17 protein-coding genes are annotated in these 24,090 nt (G+C 64.3%); 9 read left to right on the top strand and 8 right to left on the bottom strand.

Translation table 11 applies throughout. The annotated features are described in order from the left end of the window. Positions 1–665, bottom strand: a 665-nt coding sequence (locus ACFQW8_RS02295) for a hypothetical protein (protein WP_380085363.1), incomplete at its 3' end; no start/stop codon positions are given. A gap of 657 nt (positions 666–1,322) precedes the next feature. Between ACFQW8_RS02295 and ACFQW8_RS02290 the strand changes: the two genes are divergently transcribed. After that, positions 1,323–1,499, top strand: coding sequence for a hypothetical protein (locus tag ACFQW8_RS02290; protein WP_380085362.1), 177 nt, complete (start codon positions 1,323–1,325; stop codon positions 1,497–1,499). A gap of 305 nt (positions 1,500–1,804) precedes the next feature. Here the strand turns inward: ACFQW8_RS02290 and ACFQW8_RS02285 are convergent, their stop codons facing one another. Both ACFQW8_RS02285 and ACFQW8_RS02280 read right to left on the bottom strand, forming a co-directional pair. Then, positions 1,805–3,556, bottom strand: coding sequence for an nSTAND1 domain-containing NTPase (locus ACFQW8_RS02285; protein WP_380088565.1), 1,752 nt, complete (start codon positions 3,554–3,556; stop codon positions 1,805–1,807). Positions 3,557–3,562: 6 nt separating this feature from the next. Continuing rightward, complete coding sequence (locus tag ACFQW8_RS02280; RefSeq protein WP_380085361.1) at positions 3,563–4,258, bottom strand: AfsR/SARP family transcriptional regulator; 696 nt, start codon at positions 4,256–4,258, stop codon at positions 3,563–3,565. A 300-nt stretch (positions 4,259–4,558) separates the two neighbouring features. Here ACFQW8_RS02280 and ACFQW8_RS02275 point away from each other — a divergent pair, with 300 nt between their 5' ends. The 5 genes from ACFQW8_RS02275 (at position 4,559) to ACFQW8_RS02255 (ending at position 10,548) form a co-directional block, all read left to right on the top strand. Next, positions 4,559–5,083 (top strand): hypothetical protein, encoded by a 525-nt coding sequence (locus tag ACFQW8_RS02275; RefSeq protein WP_380085360.1) that lies wholly within the window; start codon positions 4,559–4,561, stop codon positions 5,081–5,083. A gap of 458 nt (positions 5,084–5,541) precedes the next feature. Beyond that, a complete protein-coding gene (locus ACFQW8_RS02270; protein WP_380085359.1) occupies positions 5,542–6,081 on the top strand; it encodes an RNA polymerase sigma factor in 540 nt (179 codons plus the stop codon). After that, positions 6,078–7,061 (top strand): hypothetical protein, encoded by a 984-nt coding sequence (locus ACFQW8_RS02265; RefSeq protein ID WP_380085358.1) that lies wholly within the window; start codon positions 6,078–6,080, stop codon positions 7,059–7,061. The genes ACFQW8_RS02270 and ACFQW8_RS02265 overlap by 4 nt, the downstream gene beginning before the upstream one ends. 590 nt (positions 7,062–7,651) lie before the next feature. Beyond that, entirely contained in the window at positions 7,652–9,211 is a 1,560-nt protein-coding gene (locus ACFQW8_RS02260) for an NUDIX domain-containing protein (protein ID WP_380085357.1), read from the top strand. Between the two features lie 26 nt (positions 9,212–9,237). Continuing rightward, the gene (locus ACFQW8_RS02255) at positions 9,238–10,548 is read left to right on the top strand and encodes a hypothetical protein (protein ID WP_380085356.1); all 1,311 of its coding nucleotides are present in this window, start codon (positions 9,238–9,240) and stop codon (positions 10,546–10,548) included. 262 nt (positions 10,549–10,810) lie between these two features. On the opposite strand, the gene ACFQW8_RS02250 is transcribed toward ACFQW8_RS02255, so the two are convergent. Then, on the bottom strand, positions 10,811–11,869 hold the full coding sequence (locus ACFQW8_RS02250) for a hypothetical protein (protein WP_380085355.1): 1,059 nt from the start codon (positions 11,867–11,869) through the stop codon (positions 10,811–10,813). A gap of 1,456 nt (positions 11,870–13,325) precedes the next feature. On the opposite strand from ACFQW8_RS02250, the gene ACFQW8_RS02245 reads away from it, so the two are divergent. Next, positions 13,326–14,162: an ETEC_3214 domain-containing protein gene (locus ACFQW8_RS02245; RefSeq protein ID WP_380085354.1), complete on the top strand. Its 837-nt coding sequence runs from the start codon at positions 13,326–13,328 to the stop codon at positions 14,160–14,162. A gap of 797 nt (positions 14,163–14,959) precedes the next feature. On the opposite strand, the gene ACFQW8_RS02240 is transcribed toward ACFQW8_RS02245, so the two are convergent. The 4 genes from ACFQW8_RS02240 to ACFQW8_RS02225 form a co-directional block, all read right to left on the bottom strand. Then, positions 14,960–16,096, bottom strand: a complete 1,137-nt coding sequence (locus ACFQW8_RS02240; protein WP_380085353.1) for a hypothetical protein — start codon at positions 16,094–16,096, stop codon at positions 14,960–14,962. A gap of 1,058 nt (positions 16,097–17,154) precedes the next feature. Next, on the bottom strand, positions 17,155–17,667 hold the full coding sequence (locus tag ACFQW8_RS02235) for a hypothetical protein (RefSeq protein WP_380085352.1): 513 nt from the start codon (positions 17,665–17,667) through the stop codon (positions 17,155–17,157). Between the two features lie 309 nt (positions 17,668–17,976). Further along, on the bottom strand, positions 17,977–18,618 hold the full coding sequence (locus tag ACFQW8_RS02230) for a DUF4352 domain-containing protein (protein WP_380085351.1): 642 nt from the start codon (positions 18,616–18,618) through the stop codon (positions 17,977–17,979). 1,260 nt (positions 18,619–19,878) lie between these two features. Beyond that, on the bottom strand, positions 19,879–20,079 hold the full coding sequence (locus ACFQW8_RS02225; protein ID WP_380085350.1) for a hypothetical protein: 201 nt from the start codon (positions 20,077–20,079) through the stop codon (positions 19,879–19,881). A 1,097-nt stretch (positions 20,080–21,176) separates the two neighbouring features. Between ACFQW8_RS02225 and ACFQW8_RS02220 the strand changes: the two genes are divergently transcribed. Continuing rightward, positions 21,177–22,229, top strand: a complete 1,053-nt coding sequence (locus ACFQW8_RS02220; protein WP_380085349.1) for a sigma-70 family RNA polymerase sigma factor — start codon at positions 21,177–21,179, stop codon at positions 22,227–22,229. Next, a complete protein-coding gene (locus ACFQW8_RS02215; protein ID WP_380085348.1) occupies positions 22,226–23,926 on the top strand; it encodes a bifunctional DNA primase/polymerase in 1,701 nt (566 codons plus the stop codon). The genes ACFQW8_RS02220 and ACFQW8_RS02215 overlap by 4 nt, the downstream gene beginning before the upstream one ends. Positions 23,927–24,090: the final 164 nt, after the last annotated feature.

The following is a 24,090-nucleotide window of genomic DNA, read 5'->3' as shown; positions in this document are numbered from 1 at the left end:
GCGATGGTTGCTGCCGGACCCACCGGTTGACCGTTGAAGCCACCCACAGACCCTCGGGTGTCCAGCACCCGCGCCGGATCCAAGGCCGTATAGCCGCCGGCGCCAGCTGGCCCCGCCGCGTACCACCCCGCGACATCCATCAACACGTGGGTCGTGCCACCGGAGTTGAATACCGCCACCTTGCCATCGGCACCCAACCTGACCACCACTAGGTTCGGGACCGTCTGACCTGGCGAGAAGTTCAGGTTCGAGGTCACCGGTCGTGTGGACGCACTCGGAAACACCGTTAAGTAGCCGTTGGTTGTTGGCTTGGTGGCCGTGACATTGACCACGACAGCTGCAGCACCTGACGCCGGCACCCCACCACGCCCGGCGACCTGCACCGCGATGGTTGCTGCCGGACCCACCGGTTGACCGTTGAAGCCACCCACAGACCCTCGGGTGTCCAGCACCCGCGCCGGATCCAAGGCCGTATAGCCGCCAGCCGTCGCCAAAGCAATCCGCGCGGGGATGGATCCCCCGGCCATGGCGGACGGCGTGAGAACGGCGAGTACAACGAACGCCAAAATAGACGCCAGTGCCCGGACATATTGAAGGTGAACGCGGATGGCGCGATCGTGCGTCGTCGGGTTGAGCCGAACCGCACTAGCGTCGCACCACCACATGACAGCCCCATCGAGTGCAGAAGCAACGCCGGGAGCTGAGTGCTTCGCGGATCATGCCAACACTCAACCGACCATTATGGCAGGCGACCCCTGTCCGGAGCAAGCGTGCTTGTTGGCGGTCAAACTACCGATCACTACGTGCCTGATTTTGCGGGTCGCACGATGAACAAGGAACTGCGTCCACTTCACCGCATTGTGGGGGTCAACGACGTATGAGCATCGGCTCGATCCGATTCCAGGTCCACCGCGGTTCAGCGGTGGCCTGCCGTGTGCTCGACGACGATCGAGGGGCAAGAGGCGACCACGCGGCGGCCATCGCCGGTCGCAGGGGGCCCAGGCGGTCGTCCACGCGACAGGTCACGACGTAAAGTGTGATGACGATGCGGTCGGCTCCAGTCCGCGTTGTCCATGGTGCCAAGGTGGCGCGCGAGGCCGGGCCCCTTCGTCGCCGCACCGTCCGGGTGAGATCTCCAACAGCCGGCCCCTGCACGGGCAACTGGATATTCATGACGGCCAGGCAGGAACGGACGCCCACGACAGGGGACGTTGTCCACAGATGTGAAAGCCTCGGGATGCGCGGGCGTCGGAGTTGCGGTTCGCTGGAGCCAGGCACGCGGCCGCTTCAGCGGACGGCGCCAGCGCAGGGGACGGGGCGCGGTGGATGCCGTGCGCACCGAGGAGGGTGAGGTTCGCGGGTTCATCCGACGCTCGGGGCTGGACTCGGCCCGTGACGAGGGGGCCGTGCGCCGCTTGGTGCGCGAGGCCGTCAGCGACTACGACGGGCGGTCGGTGCACGGTGGCCCGTCGGTGCTCGGCGACCTCGACGCCGCCTAACGCGCGGTGTGGCATACCGTGGCCGGGTAGGGGCCCCCTCCAGCAGTACCTCGACGACCTGGCGTGGAGGGAGATCTGGATCAACGGTCGGCTGACGCTCGGATGCCCCAGCCCAAGAGTGGGTAGCTTCGACGCGAGTGGGGGCTCCGCGCCACAATGGGCGCCTCACTCCGCCCACTATGGGCGTCCCCCTTCGCCCGCCGCGACCGGGTGCGGGTGTCAGGCGGTCCTTCACACTGCGTGCTCGCCGCGGTCGCGCCGGCGGCCAGGGCTCGAACCACAACCGGGGATAGCCGGAGACGGGATCAGCTGCCGGCAGGCCACTGAGGACAGGTGATCTCGTACGCCCGTCCCGGGAAGTACTCCTTCCACTCGGCGTGGGAGAGGTTGCGGCCGGCGATCGCGCAAGCGCGGTCCACCCACGGGCCCTGTTTGGTGTCGACGGTCCAGGTCCGGCCGTCGAGGCCGGCCACCAGCAGACCGCTGCTGTCCGGCAGGTAGGTGATCCGCGCGGCGGGTGTCAGCGACGGCAGCGAGATGGTGCCCTGGGGCGCGCCGGTGGTTCCATCGAACAGCCCGATCCTGTCGGCACGCAGCGTGGCGAACTGGGTGACGGACCGGTCCTGGTGCTGCAGCGCCACGGCTCCGGCCGCCCGGGCGTCCGCGAGATCGGCCGCGCTGCGGGCCCGGTCGCGGTCGCCTTCCGAGCGCTCCGCGCTGCGCACCGCCAGCACCCCGGTGACGAGCCCGAACACCGCAAGGACGGCGACCCCTGTGAGGGCCCCTCGGAGACGGCGGTTGACCCGGCGTTCGCGACGGACCCGTTCCTGCGCGGTTCGGAGCTCAGACTCCGACAAGGCGGACGACTCTGCCAGGAACGCGCACTCGATGTCGTTGAGGTCAGGCCGCGCCCTTTCCCGCCACTCCAGCGTGCGAGTGAGCCGGAGTCCACGGTAGAGCTCGCTCTCCGGGCGGTCCATGGCGTCCCACGCGTCGGCGGCGCCGACCAGGTGGTGGCACAGTCGCTGTCCCTCGACGTCGTCGTCGAGCCAGCCACGCAGCCTCGGCCAGACGCGGAACAGGGCTTCATGGGCGATCTGGACGGTGTCCCCGTCGATGCTCACGAGTCGGGCGTCGACGAGTTGCTCGACAAGCTGGAGGTGGGCCTCGTCCATCGCCAGATTGGCTCGCGACAACCGGGCCCGCACCGCGTCGCCGTCCTCGCTGGGCGTCACCAGGCGCAGGAGGAGGCTGCGAAGCCGGCCCCGCTGGGCGTCGTCCATGGAGTCGTACAACGCCTCCGCCGACTGGGCGACAGCGTGCCGGACCCCGCCGGTGTCGCGGTAGCCCGCCACGGTGAGGGTCGGCCCCTCCCTACGCGCCCAGGTCTCGCGCAGCACGTGGGAGAGCAGCGGCAGCGCGGCGGGCTCGCCTTCCACCTCACGGACGAGGAGATCAACCAGGCCCGGTTCGAGCCGGAGGCCAGCCCGCCGCGCTGGCCCCTCGACGGCGCTGCGCAGGTCCGCCTCGCCCATCGGGCCCAGCAGGTAGAGGCCTTCCTCCAGGACTCGAGCGACGTCCGGGTACGGGGCCAGGTCACCGATGTGGTCTGCGCGCAGTGAGAGCACCAGCGCCCCGCCCGCACCGACGTGGGCGGCGAGCGCAGCGAAGTACCGTTCCCGCTCCGCGGCATGAAAGCACACGGTGACGGCCTCCTCGGCCTGGTCCACGACCAGGGTCTGCCGGCCCCGGGGCTTCAGGCCGGTGAGTGAGTCCAGGGGGTGCGCTCCGGGCGTGGTCACGAACACCGATGTCCCTGCCCGGGTCAAGGCTGGGACCACGCCGGCGAGGACGAGTGAAGACTTCCCGATCCCCGAGGGCCCGACCACCGTGAGGACCCCGGCGTCGCGAAGCCGACGCAGACACGCGGTTACGTCGTCCTCGCGGCCGAAGAAGGAGTCCGCGTCCTCTGCGCCGTACGGCAACAGCCCCCGATATGGACAGAACGCGCTGACCGTGTGCGCCTCGGGAGGACTCAGCGTCGGGTCCTGCCGCAACAACTGCTATTCGAGCTCGGCCAGCTCACGGCCTGGGTCGAGACCAAGCTCGTCGGCGAACATGGTCCGGGCGCGCTTCACTGCTCCGAGGGCGTCGGCCTGTCGCCCCGCCTGGTGCAGCGCGGTAGCGAGCAGCACCCAGCGTCGCTCCCGGAACGGCGCCTGGGCCACCAAGGCGCGCGCCCTCTCCAGCACCGCCTGCGCGTGCCCGGCGCCCACCTCGGCGGCCACGAGGAGCTCCTCGGCGTCCATGCGAAGTCCCTCGAGGCGGGTGGCCTCCACGCGCCCGGCCTCCCACTCGCCGAGGTCGGCCAGAGCCCTGCCGCGCCACAGGTCCAGCGCCTCGCGGACGAGGTACGACGCCCGCGCCGGATCGCCGCCCAGTGCGTCACGGGCCCCATCGAGAAGCCGTTCGAACCGCCGGTGGTCGACCTCGTCGTCGGTCAGCGTGAGGCGATACCCCCACGAGCCGGACTCAATGGCCGCGGCGCCCAGCACCTTGCGCAGGCGTACGACGCAACCCTGAACGAGTTTGACCGACGAAGCGGGCGGGTCGTCACCCCACAACGCGTCGGCCAAGGCGTCGGCGCTCACGGGGTGGCCGCGACCAACGACCAGCGCCGAGACCACCACGCGGTCCCTCGGGCTGAGTCCGTTCGTCCGGCCGTCCACGTCAAGCGGGCCGAGCACGGCGATACCCATGCCTCCCACTGTCGACCTCCACCGGAGTGCCGTCAACGGCGCCGATACCCAACCGATACCGCTCCGCGGCCGGGCAAATACCGGCGGAGTGCCTGCTGAACCCAACGGCTACCGAAAAGCGGTTCCGCACCACAAGGAGAAGGACAAATGACAATGACAATGACCAGGCATCAGGCCGCCGCAATCGCGGCACTCGCAGTTCTCGCCTCCTGCTCGAACGGCGACTCCCCGGCCCAAACCGGGCCATCCCCGACCAGCAGCGGGACGACCACCAACACAGCGCCTGGCACCGACTACACCGTGGTCGCCGAGACTTACCTGGAAGGACCCGGCCGCTGGGCCATGCCCGCCGCCGGCGACCCCAAGGCGCCGCTGGCCGTTCTCGACGTGCCGGCGGGGTACCAGGGCAAGGAGGACTACGTCTGGACCCACGACGAGCTCGACCTCAAAGAGAACCAAGGACAAATCCTCTACCGGGCGCCCACGCGCGTCCTCAACGACCCATGCGACACCGACGGGCCATCCCCGCGGCTGGGCCCAACCGTCGAGGATCTGGCCGAAGCGCTGGTCGCGCAGAAGCGGACCACCACGACCCAACCGCTCCCCGCAACCCTCGGCGGCTACCGCGGCCTGTACCTCGAGCTGAGTCCCTCCGAAGGAGCCAAGGCCTGTGGTCCCGACGGCGAAATGGTCCTCTGGGAGGCCGGCGATGAGGGGCGCGTGTTCGAGTACCCAGCGACCGACGGTACTGGATCCTCGACATCGAAGGCCGACGCGTCCTCGTCACCGCCTCGACTCCGATCGGCGCCCGCAGCGAGTCCGTGAAGCGAGTCACCGATGTGGCCGAGGCAATCACCTTCGTCAAGCCGGCGCCCTGATCACGCCGTGGTGAAGGCGAAGTACCCGATCTCGCGCGTTGGTGACTCGCGTCTTACCGCCGCAAGTCGGCGCACGCCCTTCACCGGATCTGCCGTATGTCGGACGTTCAAGGTGGACGGTTGTCGCGGGGCCGAGCGTCGCCGACGAGGCCACGCTCGCCGTCCTGCGGACGTGCGACCGCGAACAACCCCCCGTGTCGGCGACGACGGCCTCGTCCACGTCTGAAGCTTTCTACGTCGAGTGAGGAACTAGTCGCCGGAGACGAGTTCCGCACGCGACGCAGGGACGCTTCCGATACACGGACTGCCGCGGGGTCGGGTCTAGAAACCTGTGGCGCAGACCTGTCAACCTTGGGGGCAGTTCTCGGACCTTGGTGCATGGAAGATCCTCAGCCGGAGGTGGTCATGCCGGAGCTGTACCCGGTCACGACCTGGGCGCCCGCCGCGTCGCGCGACGACGCGATCGGCGTGCTGTTCCGCGCGCATGCTCAGGGTCTCGTCCGGCTCGCCTGTGTCCTCCTCGAGGACCGCGAGGCCGCCGAGGACGCGGTTCAGGAGGCCTACGTCTCCCTCTACCGCCACTGGAACGGGCTGCGCGACCACGGCGCCTCGCACGCCTACCTGCGCGCCGCCGTTCTCAACCGGTGCCGGTCGGGACAGGGCCAGCTCATCAGGGCCCGGCGGGTCCGTGGACGGCTCGCCTCGGTCGACTGGCTCGAACCGAGCTCCGAGACGCGGGCCGTCGAGCACGACGACGCCCGACGGCTCGCCGCCGCTGTGCGGTCCCTCCCGACCCGCCAGCGCGAGGTCGTCGTCTGCCGCTACTACCTCGAGCTGACCGAGGCGGAGACGGCCGCGCTGCTCGACATCGGCCTGGGCTCGGTCAAGCGACACGCTTACCGGGGCCTGGCCCGGCTCCAGAACCTACTCGGGGGTGCACGATGAACATCGACGAGCGCCAGGTGACCACGTCCCTGCAGCGGTACGCGCGGGGCATCATCGTGACCGACGACGACCTCGACGGACTCGAGACGCAGATCGGGGAGCGGCTGCACCCCACGCGTTCGCGCGAGCGGTCCCGTCGCCCATGGGACCTCGCGGTCGCGGCCTGCGCCGTCGTGGCGCTCGTCCTCGCGGTCACCGCCCTGTGGCGCAGCGGCCGGACCGAGACGATGCCCGCAGCCCCTCCCACCACGGGGGCGGTGTCCTCCGTCAGCCGGGCCGACCTCATCGGGGTGTGGACGCCCGACCACGGCAACAACCTTGGCTACCTGTGGCTCTTCACGGCCGACGGGCGCTGGACGACGACGAACACGGCGAGCGGCTTCCGCGACGCACACCGCGAGCTTGTGCCGTACGACGTGGAGGCCGGCGACATCCTCCGCTTCGGCACCTGCCGCAAGACCGTCCGCCTTGGCACGGAGGGCAGGATGACCCTCACCGCGCTGCCTGGCGAGACCAAGTGCGACCGCTTCCCGGAGCGGTCGATGCCATTTATCCGGATCTCGCCGTCCTCGCCCCCCGGAAGTTCCCTCGAACGGCACCCTTACGCCGGACCCCCGGAGTCCGCGCGGAAGACGGCGACGATGGACGACGTGAGCGGCACCTGGCTGGTCCAGGGGACCGGGATTATGGTCGTCGTCTCGCCCACCTCGCCCAACACGGGCACATACATCTGGGACGACGACGGTGACGGCTGGAGCGCGCCGGACATACAGGGAAGGGTGGTTCTCGGCCGCGCCGGCCACCTGGAGTTCCGGCCCACCCAGCTAGGGGACGGCGACCCGCCCCCCGACTGCGCGTTCGCCTTCGACGAGGTGACGACCACGAGAGACACCCTTGGGATGACCCCGAGCGCCGCCGGCTGTTGGGTTGACCCCGGCGAACCGGAGCCCAACCGGCAACGATGGGTCCAGCTGAACTGAACCCGTGTGCTGCTCGACCCGTCACCGGCGCCGGGCAGGTCGGGTCAGTCCTTGCCGGTCTCGCCGGGGCTAAACGAGTCCGCCCGGCTCCCAGCCACTGCTCGGATCAGCCTGCTCCTCAGCCAAGCATCCGGTCATGCCGCGATCCACTCGTCAATGCAGTGGTCTCGCGAGGTGCGTCTAACCGCCGCCTGTGTGCGTGCCTCTTGACCACACGACCGCGCGACTTGGAACTGGATCAACGGAGGGCTAACGCTCGGATAGAGCTAAGCCCAAGGACGGGCGGCTACGGCGCGAGCGGTGGCTCGCGCCACTGTGGGAGCAACGACCCTGCGCTGGTCAAGCATGCATGGGGGTGTTTTCAAGTAGGGAGGTAGGGGTCGCGGGCCGACCCAGCGGGCGGGGCAGCATTGTCTCGCATCTGGTCTTGCATCCAGCTGTACCGCGGGCGTCCGGCTGACCTTGATTCTGCCTCTAACCACGGTGGGCTGGAGGCCTGGGGTGAGGCATCGAAGGTCCACGTCCGGAACGTCTCCGGGCGCGCCACCGAACCGATAGTCTCCGAATGACTACCGAAGATAGGAGTCCTTTTGACTGACCATCTCTCCAGATGGGTGGCAGCCATCGGCGCTGTCTTGGCTGGCCTTCTTCCGTGGCTCATGGGAGACCTGGAGGTCGTTTCGCGTATCGCGGTAACGCTCGGGGTTTTGATGATAGCGCTCGTAGTGGTGGTCGCTTTGTTGCTCTTGGATCGGACATCAGCTAATAGCGGTCTGCACACAGAACCGTTCAGCAGCGCACTCGAGAAGTCTGGCGGAAGCAGTGCTATTCGCGCCTCACCCCGCTTGGCCACTGAACTGACACAGGGGGATGAACTTCTCGATGTAGCAGACCGAGCCACGTTCGTCGGGATGACTTTTCGAAGCTTGTCCGCAGCCTTGTCTGGCCACGCAACCTCACCCGTGAATCTCAAAGAAGTAACGCTTAATGTATTTGCTTTACCCGTCCTGCAACTGCTGCACCCCACCTTGCGCGGCAGGCCACAACTACTTGAGGAATGGCGAGCGAACGTCCATTCGACGATAGTCGGAATACTCGCTGCTTCTCCCAACTTGCAACGGCTTCATGTGCACTTGCTCGACGCGGATCCTACGTTCACGATGTCAAAACTTCGAGTGCCTCAAAATGACGATGCGGCCCCGTTGTGGTGCCTGCGCTGGACTCCCGTAGTCGAAGGTATCGCCCCAAATAGAATGCCTACTTTACATCTGGAGTCAAAGGACACCGATACGAACGCTTCTGACCCTATGTTCGTCGCCTTCGATGACTTGGCGTCGGAATTGGTGGAACGCCGAGCGATACGGCACTTCCCGATTTTGCGAAGAGACGTGAACTATCTACGCGCGGACATAGCAGGTTTCGTGGACTCGCTCCTCGAGGTATCCACCCATCCTCTCGTTCGAAAAAGAGACATACCGTTTTCGGTCACCTTGCAAGCGCCAATAGGTATCGTGCCCGATCTTCACTCAATCCAGCCGTGGGAACTAGGTGCCATATATCAACGATTTGTGGCGAGGGATGGCGTGACTTCCTTTGACGTGAACCTCGATGTGGCGAACCGACGAGCGACTGTGCTCGTTGACGACGGCCTGAACACGCCTCGTTTCGAGGGGAATGTTCAAGGCGATCATTACGTGGGAGCGTTCGCTCTCTTGGTGTTGGGGCCGCTGGGCGGCCGGGAAGTCTTAATGGTCGACAAGCCTAAACCAGGTTGGGAACTGGACGTACCCGGTGGCAAGATCGCTGAGGGTGATACGGATTGGTCGTCGGCGGTCCACCGAGAGCTACTTGAAGAGCTGTCCTTTCACGTGAGCAGGGAGGTTACATTCGCGCCTAGCGCCTGGGTATACGACGCCAAATCTAGGAAAGAAGGAAAACCAGTCATTGCCGGATACGCGGTGCATTATCTGGACCAAAAAGACGCGGATTACGCGCGCGCATTCTTGGTAGGTGGTGCTGAAGCGTCTGGCGCAAAAATATCCAAGGTGAAGGTCGATAGGATTCTCGAGCGCAAGCGCGAGGCCTACGGTTCTGGCTTATCAGAGGAGGTTGTATGCCACGCGCCTCTCTCAGCGATGGAGAGAATTTAAGAGCGTGTTCTAGCACTGTCGACCTGGTGGGGTCCTTGCTCGGTGGCGAGCATGTCCCCGGAACTCATTGGGATCGATTCGGCAAATACAACGCCATTGCGTTGGAGAGAGCAGATGGTGCGATTCTTGCTATCCGCGCACATGCTGGAGAGTTGGTGCCGGGTAGCACTGAAGACTTGCTTGACTTTCTGAAGGCTTGCAATGGACGGCATCCAGTCGCCCCTTTCACCCTCGAATTGGACCCAACTTATGCCTGCTCCTCAGTGTCGTGTGGTGGTGCATGCTTCTCGGCCGCCTACCGTTCTCTACGTCCAAAGGCGCAGATCTCCGAGGAGGCTGCTGAAGCGGCGATCAGGGCCTTCGCACACAATGGGGGAAGGGTCGTTAGGTTTGACGGCGGTGGAGATCCTTTGATGCATGAGGGGGTGCGTTCTGGCCGCCTGGTGGTCAAGGCAAATGAGTTGGGTTTAAGAACAACCATTTTGACTTCCGGTGACCTTCTGCATCGGTCCTCTTGGGAAGCGATTATTGACAGCGATTGCTATCTGCGGGTTTCGTTGAACGCTGCCACCACCCCGACTCGCAGGGAGATTCACGGAAATAAAGTGGACATGGCTAAATTGTGGGCAGTACTAGCGCGTATCAGCCAGTACGCCATGAAGGTTTCGGGCCCCCCTGTCGGGGCGACATTCCTTCTGACGGCTATGAATTATCATGAGGTAGCTGAGGCTGCGCGTATGGCGCGGGATGCGGGCATCCGCCACTTCTCGGTGCGTAGGGTGCTAGGTCCGGATCAGTTGCGCCCACAGTTCACCACGACGGACCTAGAAACCCTGCCGGAATTGTTGGCAGACGCGCGTGGAATGTCCAACGACGATTTCGTAGTCTTCACCCCTTTCCGTGAAGTCAACGAACCGGATCTATCACCTCAAAGTGGACAGATTGCCGCATCAAGTTGTTGGCAGTCGACATTTAAGACTGTGATGGAACCGGCTGATCAAGATAGTAAGGTGCGTGTGCAACTGTGTGGAAGATACCGGGGCGACGGCGTCGGCCAAGTCACTCAATTACCCGCGATAGCGACGAGTGCTGAGCCAAGTAGTTGGGTCTCCGATTGGAGGAACAGTTTTCACGCGTACCCTCACTCGCGTCCTTCTCTACTTCGAAAGTGCACGAGTTGTATCGACCGCGGCTTCATCGAGTTTATGGAGGCGCTCATCGAGTTCACCGAGATGGGTTCACGGGCCGTTAATGCTGAGCACTTCTACATTGCACCGCAGGATTTGGGCAGACTGCGCGGTGGCTTAACTTTGAGGTCAGGGAGACCCTCGACGTAGAAGGTGGAATGGGGGCCATGATCCTATGGCTCAACGGCTGTTCTCGTTTGGTCGCCCTACGCAGCCACGTCGGTTGGACCCAGACAGCCTCTCTGGACTTGCGTCGTGGACCGACGGCCAAGCCGAAACTTGGGTGCTTGAACTAGATCAACGGTCGGCCGACGCTCGGATGCCCCCGGCGAGTTCGGTCCATAGCCGACCGAGCAGCGCCATGGTGAGCGCAAGGGAGGGGCCGACGCGACTACGGCTTCCCCCGCTGGAGCTATGAGGTGGGGACCCAAGCTTCACCTTTGAGTGTGTAACGCACAGCCCCCACGAGGAGGGCTTCCTCTGGCTGCGTCAGATTGTCTCGGTAGATCGGTACTTGGTGGGTGACGATGCTTTGGCCCTCAATACGGGCAGTCCTCCCGACCAGGTACCGAGACTCAACGGTCCCCGACGCGTCCCGTGCGTCGGTAGGCCAGATGGATGTGCCGACGCGTCGAGGTGTGGCCCCGGAAACGTCGAGCACCACAATGACGTCCAATACGGACGATCGACCAGCGCAACACAACGCGATACGCGACCCTGAGCACTTGATCCACAGGACAGCTTCCTTGGTCCCGTCACGGGTCAGGTCGACGCTGCCGACGAGTCCGGCGTCCATGATCGACGCGCCCATGTCGCCGTTGAAGGCTTCACCTTGGCCATTGCGCAACTGGATGGGGAAGCGCTGATCCCACCCTCTTCCGTCGGGTCCGCCGCAACTCCCGACAGGGACCAGCATCGCCCTCGCGGATGCGTTCGACACCGCAGTTTTGGGGGCGGTTCGGGTCACGACGATTTGGTAGCCGTTCGTGTCGAAGGCTGTGTCGACGGCGGCGACCACACCGTCGGCGGCGGTCTTCAGACCGTTCATCAACCAGACGACGGGCGCCACGATCGTCCGGTTGATGAAGCCGACGTCGATCGTTTTTATTGAGAGGGCGATGCAGTCGAAAGCCAGGCCGAGGGCGGTCCCGAAGAAGTCCTGAGCCTCCTGAGGGGTGCCGAGCGGCGTGGTCGCCAATGACGCAAACGAAGAGAGGCACTGCTGCCCTTGAAGGGCCCCGAGTAACTTGGTCTGCGCGTCGGATGAACCGATGCGGCCCATCACCATCGTGTAGGTGCCGATCCCGAAATGCAGTGCGGACAGGAGATACCCGCTGGGGTCGGGGCTGAACTTCGCCCCCATACGACTTGGGGCGCTGCCGACGGCGAACTCGACGCGGTTGCCCGACGCGAGGAGTTGGACCTTGTTGCCCTTCATGCTCGGGCTCGGGGTGGCGAGCTTCGCGATCATCCCCAGCAGGTCGTCGGCGTCGGCATATGTTCGTGTCAAGCCTGGGGTTGACTCGGCGGCGACGCCGTAATCCGCGCGCGTTGACCGCCTTGAGCACGACCGTTCCGTTCTCCTTGCCGAGGCACCAGTAGACACGGCGGCCGTTGTCGCTAGTGACGCTGATCCCGTCAGCGCGCGCTTCTTCCTCGCCGGTGCACTTCGGGGCCCTATCAGGGGACACGCTCGCGGACTTGTCGATTTCCTGGGCGAGCCACGCTTTCGCTTCTTGCAGAAGGCCGTCCCACGATTGAGTGAACCAATTGCTGAAGTGGGTGGTCCGGACGGCGATGAACCCGTCTTCCACGGTCACCGCGGTCGCGACCTCGCGCGCCGCCCCAACCCGCGACTCGTAGGTCACCAGTGGCGGTGGTTCGCTGGTGTCCTTGCGGTCGTCGACGAACCGAATTGTGGCCTCGCCGGTGAGGGTGGCACCTGTCAGGTCGATGCTCCAGCCGAACTTCTGGTTGCTGCGTATCAGGGGTCGGATTGTCAGCCGGCCTGCAGCGTCGATGGCGCCCTTCGGGACGGTGACGTTCACGGTCTTGTCCGCGGACGTGACCACGGTGGTTTGGTTTGGCTCAACTCGCCCGTCCGTAGATGCGACAACCTTGGCGGGTTCGGTCTTCGCTGGGGCCGGCGCGGTGGTGCAGGCCGAAGTGCCGATGACCGCAGTTAAGGCGATCACTAGAATGTTGATTCGCGGCCCGCGCACGGGCCTACCGTACTGGCGCACCAAACATGATCGGAGGCGATCGCCTGAAAGTCGTTTCAGACCGGCCGTAATCGGTCCACGGTCTGTACCTGGCCACGGCTCAGTGGGTCGCGGCGGTCGACCAAGATCCAGCCGAAGGATGCGGGCGCGTGGTTTGCGAGCATTCGTATGGGGTGAGGAGGTCGATGTCGCCGAAGAGACTGAGGCCAGCCCACACCTCCAGCGCCTTCCGAGCATCGTGACCTCTTGGCCATCGAGGCGGAAGATGAGGTGGAAGTCCCGCCCGAGGGCTAGTTCAGGGCCCGACGAGTCTGGAACGGGGGAAGCGCCAGTCCGATAGTCAGACGGCTCGGAATGCCGGGGGTCGGCCGAAAGAATCAAGTCACGGCTCATCGCTCCCTGTTTTCACGACACGTGGAACTCGAGCCGCTAGAGGAGAGTTTCGTCATAGATCTGCCGGCTTGAGCCGCCCGGGAACCGGACTGCTTAACGATTGCTCTGACCTTTGCGACGCCGTGGTACCCGGTGCTAGCCGAGAAGGGCCGCCCCTGAAGCGATTCGATCTCGATGAGTATGCCGGCAGCAGGGTGGCGCTCAGCAACCTTGAACCTTGGTCGGCTCCACAGCTCCACGGCCCAAGGTGTTAGATGATGATCGCCCCGATGAGCGGGGAGTTGCTCAAGCGGCGCCCATAGGGGGCTAAAGATGTTGATGGCGCAGACGGTGAATATCGGCACGTGGCTGAGCAACATTGCGAATCTTATGACCGCTCTTCTTGCCGTGGCCGCCATCCTGGGCGCAACTAGGGGTGTCTGGCGACGAACCGTGGCGAAGAGGGCTCGGTTCAAGAGCGCGCTCAACCATCTCGGGGTCGGCATGAACCCCACGTACGTCGATTCACTGCTGGGCAGGGCAGCCATGGGCAGCCTGACAACGGATGCAGACGGCACCATGACCTGGGTGTCCGCTCATGGTTACGTGAGTGTCTCCTTCCGGCGCGGCTACGCCGTTCAAGTGGCGGTAACGGTGACCGATCCAATCCTTCGCTTCGACGTTGGTCAGCTGACGTTCGACCAGCTTCGTGGGCGTCTGGGGGATCGCATCGCACCATCCTTCGGCGAGGCGGCGGCCGGCTACTACTACTCCCTTGGAGCGCGTCGCCAGTGGAGTCTGATCGGATACTTCTTTGGGAATCCGGGCGGCTACCTGTATTACGCCCTCGCACACAACGATGCTTCCCCTCTGGGGCGCTCGGCCAGCATGGGTCCCAGCGCGAGTCCCTCTGCTTACACGCAGGGGATCTTCTCCGACCCTGAAGAGGTGTGTCCGATCGACCGTGCTTTCGAACGGCGCCTTGCGCGGGAGATGATCCCAAACACGCTCATCCTCCGTACTGCGGAGGCGACCCATTTCGAGCGAGACAACTTCGGGGCGGACCTGGACGCCGTGCGGTTGCTCCTTCGTGAAACGACATACGCGGAACGGATCCTGAGTTGGTGGCGCAGGCGTCGGTGGGAGAAGGCAGCAACAGCAGCTTTATGACCTCTGCCCATTTCGACGGGTCTGCTCAGTGCTCTCGAACGGGTTCACTCGGCGGCAGCTGGATGCGCTGCATCCAGGCTCAGGACGCGGCATGTCGCCGCGGACGCCCTGCCGGTCTCTGAACGATTGCTGGGCGACTGCGCCGTTCGTACATTTCCCTAGATTTCTCGGAACAGTTGGCGCGCTACTTCGGAGGATGCACTCTCAGAACGAGGGGTGCGACGCTCGCGCTCCTTGGAACGGTCTGATCGCGTCTGTAGCCACTCCGGCGCAGCCCCTCGGCTGTAGACGGCAACCTGCGAGTGAACAGCTTGCGCTCAGCTGGAACGCTGGGTGGGCTCGCGGTACAGCGCTGTCGCTTCCCCGTAGTGGATTTCCGCACTCCACCGGGAAGCGCACTGGCCAAGGCGTGGGGGGCGTCGTCGGAGGATCTCACAGGTCGCGAACGCTTCGACCTGTGTCGTTGCGCCACAACTGTCCGTGCTGCCGGGCCGACACGACTGCCCGTCCTAGAACTGGATCAAGGGGCAGCTGCCCCTCAGGTCCGTCGCTGCAGGACCGGCGGGCGGACTGGCGGAGGGGGTAGGCCCCCCGAAGGAAAAACCTGCCGTGGAGTGGCTTGGACCGTCGCAGCCGAGGTCCTGACTTTGACCCTGTGATTTGCCACCGCCCGCTCGGCCGCTTTTCAGCGCAGCCAACCTCGTTGCCCAACCAGGACGCGCTCAGGTAGGGTCCAGCCTTTCCTGCTGGGTCAAACTCACAGGACTTTGGCTCGTGCTGCCAACCCCGGACGTCGCTTATGCGACGGTGATCGAGAACGGACTGGTGGCGGTCCAGGCGATGGCGAGTCCGTTGGGGGCTCGAGTGGTCGGGATGACCCACCGCCAGCTGCCGGTCGCGGCCGGGGTGAACCGGTACTGGGCGACCCCGTTGGTCATCGGCATCTGCTTGACACCGACCCACCCGGTAGGGCTCCACCGCTGAAGCAGCGCCGTCGTGGACAGGCCCGGGCTCACCCACACATGCGCGGTCGACCTCTCGCCGCGACGTATCGCCGGGTCGAGGAAGCGTGCCGACCGGACCCAGGCCAGAGTTTGCGACGTCACGGCCGAGGTCACGGCCGCATTGGATGCGGCCCACGTGGCGGGCCAGGACGTTGCGCTCGCGACGACCCTGAACTGCCGGGCGCCGGTGGCCGTCGGCGCGAACCGGAAGACTTCGTTTCCGTCGGTGATGCTTCCCACGCCGTACCAAGGGGCACCGGTGCCGGTGCGTGCCTGTAGGTGCACCTTGCGGACGGGACCGGAGAACGGGGAGGAAACGCATCCGCCGCCCAAGGCCGTGCTGCGCAACCCGCCCGTGATGGCGACCGGTTGGCCGTAGGTGGTCGTCGCCGGATTGGCTATCGATGCGGTTGCCCTCGTAAACAAGACGGATTTCGAGACCGTTGTCCCCCAGGGATTGCCTACCGTCACCTGCCAGCCGGTAGGCGGGGCGGAGGCTATCGGGATGGTGTAGGTGGTGCCCTCGCGTGTCCCCTGTGGAGTAATGCAGTGGTTGAACGGGTCCGAGCCTGTCGTCCCCTCCGGGAATGAGTCGAGCGGGTCGCCGGGGGTGTGGTCGGTCGTCGCCGGCGGCACGTGCCACGCCATGGTGAGCAGGTCACCGTGGGGCACCATGCTGTCCCACACGGCGGGGCCGTCGAGCGAACGGTCGAACTCTGCCGAAAGTCCGGCGGGGCTGGTTGGGCCAGTGGCGTCGCCGACCTCCACCGAGATGCGGTAGGGCGGCGGGGAGCTAACCTGCGCCTGGGGGTTGATCAGCGCCTCATTCGCGGCGGTTGAGGCGACGAGAACGATGTCCTCGGGCTGACCGCCTGAGAACTGGACACGGTTCGGAGTGTCCGGCGGGTCCCGCCACGTCACCTTGATCATGACTCCATGGCTCGTGTCCCACGCGATGGTCACTTCCGTTGGGGGCGCGTCGGCCACGCCCGCGTGGGCCGCTCCCGTCAACCCCACCACGACCGCCCACACGCACACGACGACGACCAAGAGCAAGCGACGCCTCACGAGGCACCTCCTGACCGTGCTGTGCCCTACCGGGACCAGCAACGCTCACCTACTGTCCGCACAAGCCGCGAGGAGGCTATGCGTTGGGACCAGTCTTGCGCGCGTGGTGAGCCCTGTCTGTCACCCGATCGGGGGGTTTGCGCAATGGCGAGGCGAACTAGCCGATACGAAGGTCGGCCGCCTCCAGCCGGGCGCGGCTCCGGGTAGCGATCGGCGGTGGTGCCCCTCGAGGTCAGCGCAGGTAGGTACGCGATCCTCGCGGGCCGCACCACCACCGAGACCGGAGGCCTTCCTCATCCTCCGTGACGATCTGCTTCGCCTTCTTCCAAGGCTTCACTGTTTTCCGGCGGCGATCGACCGAAGCGGCCTCTCGAGACGCGCTTGGCCCGTAAAAATCCTTCCCCGCAGAAAAACGAGTGAAGGAGTTCATCCCTGCGGCCGAGGGTCCCTAGGCTACGACCCATTGGCGGCTCGAGATTCGCACGTGCATGTGAGTCGGCGGGCGAAGCCTATGCTCGAAAATGCATCGTGTCGGTCGCGGCGGGAAATCGTGCTGGCGAGACCAGTTGCCCTGCGACAGTGGCCAAGGTTCGGCCAGAGGTAGGAATCTCTGTGGCTGCTCTCGACGAGAAGGCCTTGACACTAAATCCTTACTCGGGGAACGGGGAGTTCGCCCTTCCAGACTCCGGATTCGAGATGCTTCCGCTCTAACATCAGAGATCTCGAAAGCCTTGTTCAATTCGTGCGTCGTCGAATGTGTCGTCGCCGTCCCGACGGCGACCCTGAGTGTTCGCGGAACTCCCAAGCTGCGTACATCCACGCGAGTGCGTGCTCCAGCGTCTGTTGGTCAGCGAGGAGAATCACGGCATCGAAGAGTGCCGCGTGCTCGTCTTCAGGTGCCTCGGCTGCAACAGCGGATCCTACTTAACGTTGAGCCACCAAACGGCCTCATCACCAAGATCGTTCACGTAGTACACGCCGAAACTCTTGAGGAAGCTCCGAGCGCTTTCCTTGTGGATGCCCCACACGACCCACCCGTCAACGGTTTCCCCCGGGCGAAAGGCACCCCAAGCCGGCCAGCTACCCTCCCTCGCTTCCACACTGGGCAGCGGGTTAATGGTCGCTATGTAGGGGTTTTCCAGGCGCATCTGTGCTGCAGGAAAAATCACCTTGGGGCCGTTCGTCATATTCTTGTACGAAACTAATGCGCTGTAATATGCAAAGTCGTCCAAGGCTTCCTTAGGTCTAATTCTTATGAACTTAGTCACGCTAATCCGGATCCCATCCAACTCAACGGCGTCTCCTAGGCTCAGCGCGTCGGCAGGCCTATCAGGGTCGGCAAGGGGAGTCGGCTTGGGGGTCGGCGTAGGAGTTGTGGTCGGCGTGGCAGTTCGTGTCGGCGTTGCAGTCGGTATCGGCGTCGATGTGGGCACCGTGGTGACCGTAGCCGTCGCAGTCACGGTCGCTTGAGTGGAGGGAATCCTAGAAGCTCCAGAGTTGCCACCACACCCAGCGAGGAGGAGCACCGACCCCATAAGTAGCCCGGCGAAGGCGGGTCCTAACGTCATAAGAATACCTTCCGACGCGAGCGTATGCTCGCAATGTGTTGTTGTGGCCGCCAACTCATCTGCAGCGACGCTGATAAAAACCTAAGGGCGTCGGCAGAATGGGAAACATGCACGCCTGCGGAGCGATCAGGCTCACTGTCATATCGGTGATCGGTCCACTTGCCGTGGCAATCCCTAGAAAGCAAAGTCCGCATACTGAGTGTTGAAGCTTTGGTCATATCCCTCTACTGTCACTACGCCACCCTTAATTGCCTTGATAGGCACGTCGAAAGCCACGTCCAACTTTAGGCTGCCGCCGGGACGGGCTTCGGTCGGAGCGTCATTGCCAGCGGAACTGGTGACGATGAATGCCTGGTCGTACACCTGTCCGTCGGAACCGCCGAATTTCCAGGTGAGAGTCGAGTTCACGTCAGCAGTGCGCTCAGAACCCACGTACTTCGCGGTGTAATTTGAGACGACGTACTGACCCTTGGCCTTCTCGTTGAACTGATTCCACTTCTGGACCTGCTTAGTATTTGGCTGGCTCACCTTGGTGACTGTCACTTCCCAGTCTCCGACTTTCGCCGTGTCGCCCACCTTGAACGAAGTCGCTATGGAAGCCTCCGCTGACGGCTCCGACGAAACCTCGACAGAAGGTTCGCTGGAGGCTTCCGGTTGCGGTTGTGTTGTGACCGCGGGGGAAGGTGTTGTGGAGGGTGTCGGCCTGCTGGCTTCGGACGTCGACGAGACCTTCTCCGCTTCCGTGGGCGCCCCGCAGGCAGATGAGCCCATGATGAGTACAGAGACAGCGAGTGCGGCCGTGATGAAGCGGTTCATTTAGTGTCCTCTTTCGCTTATGGCCAGTGGTGCGCCTTGGCAGTCGCATCGCGGTAAACGCAACGCAAACCATGTAGCCGCTTGTAGATGCGGAGCGCAGGTGATGCCCCCCGAGAAACTCTATTGCTCCGATGCTCGCGGCGAGCCAGTTTCGAGCAAAACGCCGGGTGTTGCGCGAACGTGCGGAGCAAGGCTCCCAAGTACGCCGTCTGATGCCTGCGCGTAGCCAACGCCGAACCAAGGGTTGACCTCTAGCTCAGGGTGAAAATGGCCCGGGTGTTAGCCGATCTTGCGTCTACTTCCAGGGCGGCCGTCGGGTCAGCATGACAGCACGCACCCCACGCAGACCGAGCACCGAAGGGGGTGCGAAACATCCCCCGCTACACCACCCGCAAGGGCGATGAGAACCTTTTAGAGCGGTACTGCTCAGCGGATCACGCCGTCCATGCTGCAGTTTGACCGCAAGATCCGACCCGGCTCTTCCGTGCTGCAGTTCAAGGGCCCGTTGCCTTGTCCGGAGCACCCGGCCCGCTCAACGATGGTGCACCCCTCGAGCCCCCTCGGCGATCGAACGGCTGTCCGGTGCCGTGCTGATAGATCGCTGCGGCACGCACCGTCAAATCCGCCGGTCACGCCTACTTGTCTGGCTAGGCTGACATCGGCGCAGACGAAGGAGTGGCGCAATGAAGCAATTCGATCTCAGTTACCTGGCCCTTGCCGGAACCGCCACAGGCCTCGCCGCCGGAGCTGCCCTGATTAAGGACCAGAACGACAGGTCAAGCGACTTCGTCCGCGATGGAATGGATCCTGGCATAACGGCAGTGGGCCTATTGGGGTGGCTGCTCGCCGTCCTTACGATCGTTTTGATCTTGGGTGCTGTCTTTATCAAAGCCGCACGACGCCTACGAAAAATTGATATCGAGCGCATCCCGTGCCCGCAGTGCGGCGAATTGATCGCTTCGAGCGCAAGGGTTTGCAGGTTCTGTCGGCACCGACTCGTCGGACGGTAAAGCGGTGAGCCCGTCCGGCCTGCGCCCACGCTCAAGCGGGAACCCAAGGACCTAGAGCGATGACGCCAACCCGGGGAGGAGTGCCTTTTCTACAGGTCCTGGAGCAAGGGCACCCCTATGCCGACCGCGGTCACACCAACGCCCCCGCATCCCGGCTCGAGCTACCCGCGGGGGCTGACCGCTGACGCGAAGCGCAGACCTTGCTGCCACCAGGTCATTCGAGTGTGGATGCTTTGAGGACGGCGGGATTCTACAGCTGACGGCCGAGGTCATCTGACAAGGTGCCGGCGGCGACCTGGGACTTGACCGTGCGCGTGGCCGTTCGGCACTGGTTGGCCTCGAAGCCAAGACCGAGCGCGTCGGTCAGGAACTCTTGCGACTCAGCAAGATCATTTGGTGTCTCCAAATCGGCGACCGTGCGACCGATCTGGAAGCCAGAGATTGTGCACATTGCGAGGGCCCTGCCGCCAGACGTGGCGCGACGAAGTGATCTCTCCAGGTAGTCCTCACCCGCGGTTTCTCGGTTGCGTTGCGACTCCGGCCAAGAAGTCGCGCCGGTTACCTCTATGACAAGGTGCTTTAGGTAACTGCGGCCTCCCTGGCCATGGGTACTTCGCGACAAGCCCTACCGCCCTCTGGCGGGGCTGATTCAGACGAGGCAGAGTGGGTTCATGGAACCGCGGGTTGAATTGGAACAGGGGACTGCTCCGCGTGGGTTCGGGACTGAAGTTGCCGCCGATTTGTTCAGGGACCTTGCGGACGTAGAGCGCCAGTCGGTGGCGGCGCGCGTTCGCTGTGAAAACGGGCACACCGTTGCGGTCGTAGAAGGGGTCGGCGGGCCGCAGTCGATCGTGTGTGGCAGCCTCCCGACAGACCTGTCGGAGCAGGGAGAGATCCAGGTGCGGTGTCGGTCAGAGGGTTGTGCGGACGGGGTGTACTACCTGTTGGACGTGTCACTCCTGCGAGCCTGGGTGCGGGATCGACAATCAGCGGTCGCTGAGATACCGCTGGTGGCGGTCGCGCGGGTGCACTCCGAGCCGTAACGACTCCTTGACGTCAGCGGTCCCCAACGCCTAGCGTTTGGGACCGGACACAAGAGAGCCCCAGGGCTCGTCCTGAGGTGGCGTTAACGCCGTCTACCCGACGTCGGCAGTGTGGGTACCTGCCATGACACGTCGAGGTACCCATGTCCGTTTCCACATCGAAGTCTCAACTTGGCAACGCTGTCCGCCGTGCCCGCAAGGCTCAAACAGACCCTGCACTGGACCCCCAGGTGCTCGTCGCCCGCCGTGATCTGGCCGAGGCCCGCATCGCCGAGTTCGTCGAGCGTGTTGTCGCACAGGCTCCGCCCCTCAGCTCCGAGCAACTAGCGCGGCTCGCCTCCCTGTTCCAAGCCGGCCCCCCTCAGCCCGGAGCGACTGACTCGACGGCTGCTCGGTCCGAAGAGTCGACGAAGGGCGGGCGGCGCCCCCGCACGGGCGCCCGGCATCCCCTCAACGGGCAACCTGGCTGGCAGCGGGCCGCAAATTCGGATCGAGGGTGAGCGGGATGCCACATGACGAACGGCGCTCGATGCAGGCGCCGCCTAAGTCCTCGGCCAGGAGAACACATTCAAGAGTATGCGTTGCCAGTGAGCGAGCGCCGTCGAGCCGGCTTGGCCCGGGATCGGACAATGCGGAGGAGAGTCCGCGTGCCACTCCACTCGGCTGGGGGTCCACGCCCCTTCTGAAGGCCGAGGAGGAGGTGCGGCTTTCAATCCGGATCGAGGTAGGCGTTCTCGCGGATGAGAAACTCGGCTCCGGCCGCCGTCACGAAGCGCGGTTGGCTCGCGAGCTGGCTCGGCTAGTGGTCGATGGCGAGAGGGCGAAGGAGCATCTGATCAAGGCGAACGTGCGCCTCGTGGAGCACTTCGCGCGCCGGTTCCTTGGGCGAGGCCTTGACTGGGACGACCTTGTCCAAGAAGGCATGTTCGGACTCATCCGTGCCGTCGAGGGCTTTGATTACACGAGGGGCACAAAGTTCTCCACATACGCGGCGACCTGGATCCGGCAAGCGATGGGGCGGGCAGTGGCCCAGCACGGCCGTACGATCCGGCTTCCTGCCCATGTCCACGCCCACGTCGAGCGGATCAGAGTGATGAGCGAGAAGCTTGCGGGCGATTTGGGCCGAGAGCCGGCCGACGATGAACTCGCCGGGGCCGCTGGCGTGTCATTGCAGCGCCTTCGTGAACTGAGGGGGATAGAGCGCCCCATCTGGTCCCTGTCCATGTCGTGGCCCAACCCGGACCAAGACGTGGATGGCTGGGTGGTTCCGGAGTCGAGTCGATTCGTCCCACTGGGCGACGTCGTAATCGAACTGTTCTGGTCCGAGCCCACCCGACCAGACAACGGCAACTACGACCTCCTCACAGCGGCATTGGCCACGCGGCCTCCACGCAGTCGGGAGATCCTGAACCTGCGGTATGGGAACCCTCCATGGACTCTTGAGCAGATCGGTCAGCGGTTCGGGATCACGCGTGAGCGTGCTCGGCAGATCGTGGCGAAGGAACTGTCCCATCTAGCGGACCGGCTGCGATTGGGTGTCACGGGGGATAAGCCGTGACGGTAAAGCGGGCGCTTTCCGTCCCACGGTCCTCAGGTTTGCCTCTGCGGAAGGCCGCGGTGCTGTACGCCCGAGCGGGCTGGTCCATCGTGCCGCTAGCCCCACAGTCAGATGATCCGGCGTCTCTCCTTGGCGAAAAATGGCAAGAAAGGTCAAGCTTCGACCCGAAAGCGATCAAAGAATGGTTCCGCGAGTGGCCGGACGCAGGGTTCGGGCTGGACCTAGCAAGGTCTGGAGCGGTGGCCCTTTACGTCGAAGCCGGGACTTCCGCTCCCTCGATCGATCTTTTAGGTGCCGTGGTCGACGGCTTCACTGCGAGGCATCAAGGCGAGAAGGGAAGCACCTGGTCCGTCTTGGGACTCGGCGGCCAGACCTCTCTGCCGAGTGGCGGATACGGACCTCTGAAGGGACGGGGGGAGGTGATTTGTCAGGAGCGGATCCTGGTGCCTGCAACTGACGCTCCAGAAGGCCGCGACGGCCGACCTATATGGAGCGATTCTGGCGTCATGCCTACGATCTCGGCCGAGCTGTACGCGCAACTGTCCGAAGGTGCCCCCGCTCCTCGAGATCGTCGGGTCGCAGAGGCGTCATCAAAGAAGGCTCTCCCCCGGGCGAGGACACGGGAGGCGCCAAAGACCGAAGCGCAGGCGGGGACGATCCCCGACGGTGATTCCACACGATCGAGCTGGTCACCGGTACAGCTCGAGGCGGTTCTCGCGACGCCGATCAGTCAACTGACGCCCACCCAAATGCTCAGGACAGACGGGATCGGACTGCTCTACGCGGGGCAGGTCCACACCTTCTTTGGAGAACCCGAATCAGGCAAGTCGCTTCTGCTCCAATGGGCCTGCGTCGAGGCCATCAAAGCTGGTGTGGACGTTCTCTACGTCGACTTTGAGTCTGATGCCAGGTCAGTGCTGCGCCGACTCGTCGCTCTGGGCGCCAAGCGGAAGTGGCTGGGAAAGCACCTCATGTATGTGCGTCCTGACGCGGACGTAAGGGCTCCCATCGACGCGAGTGCTTGGAGTGGCCTGCTTAGCCAATCGTTCGGTCTAGCGGTGATCGATGGAGTCACCGAAGCCCTAGATCTCTTCGGATACCAGTCCACTGACAACGACAACGTGGCGAGGTGGATGCGCGAAGTTCCCCGCCGATTAGCTGATCAGACCGGGGCGGCGGTGGCCCTGATCGATCACGTGACGAAGTCGAGCGAGGGGCGTGGCAGGTTTCCGATAGGGGCCCAGGCCAAGCTGTCAGCAATCACAGGAGCGGCCTATGCCGTGAGTGTCAGCAGCCCTCTGTTGTCCGGCGGGGAAGCGGAGTTCGTGTTGCGCGTGGTCAAGGACCGTCCCGGCGGCGTGCGTCAGCACGCCGTGGCCGGGAGTGGTCAGCTGCCTGTGATAGCTCGGGCTCAGGTCACTTCACGAGTCATGCGCGAGAGTGGAGATGCGCTGCTCGTGACGCTCCATCCACCCGGGAACCCTGAGTCGGGGGCAGAGACTCGCCTTGACTACGACAGGCGCATCCTCGATGCAGTCACAGCACATGGTGGCCTGTCGCAGACACAGCTTCTCGACAAGGTCGGGGGCAACCGTCCAGCTGCCACGGCCACATTGCGCGAGCTGGTGAAGCAGAATGCGCTCCGTATTGAGGCTGGATCCCGCTCATCCAAGCTCTACTTTCTCGAGAAGGATTGACAGACGGCAACAACCACCCCGACCGCGACCACGACCCGATCCCCTTAGGGGTCGGTCGTGGTCGCGGTTGGCGTTTCAGTGGCGCATGCGTTGAGGTGCGGCCGAAAGAAGGCTCCCTGTGACTGATCTATCGCGCGGAATGACCAGCGAGGCGTGCGTTGAGA

Source organism: Knoellia altitudinis, from assembly GCF_042666355.1.
GTDB lineage: Bacteria > Actinomycetota > Actinomycetes > Actinomycetales > Dermatophilaceae > Knoellia > Knoellia altitudinis.
This window is presented reverse-complemented; position numbering and strand designations above follow the sequence as displayed.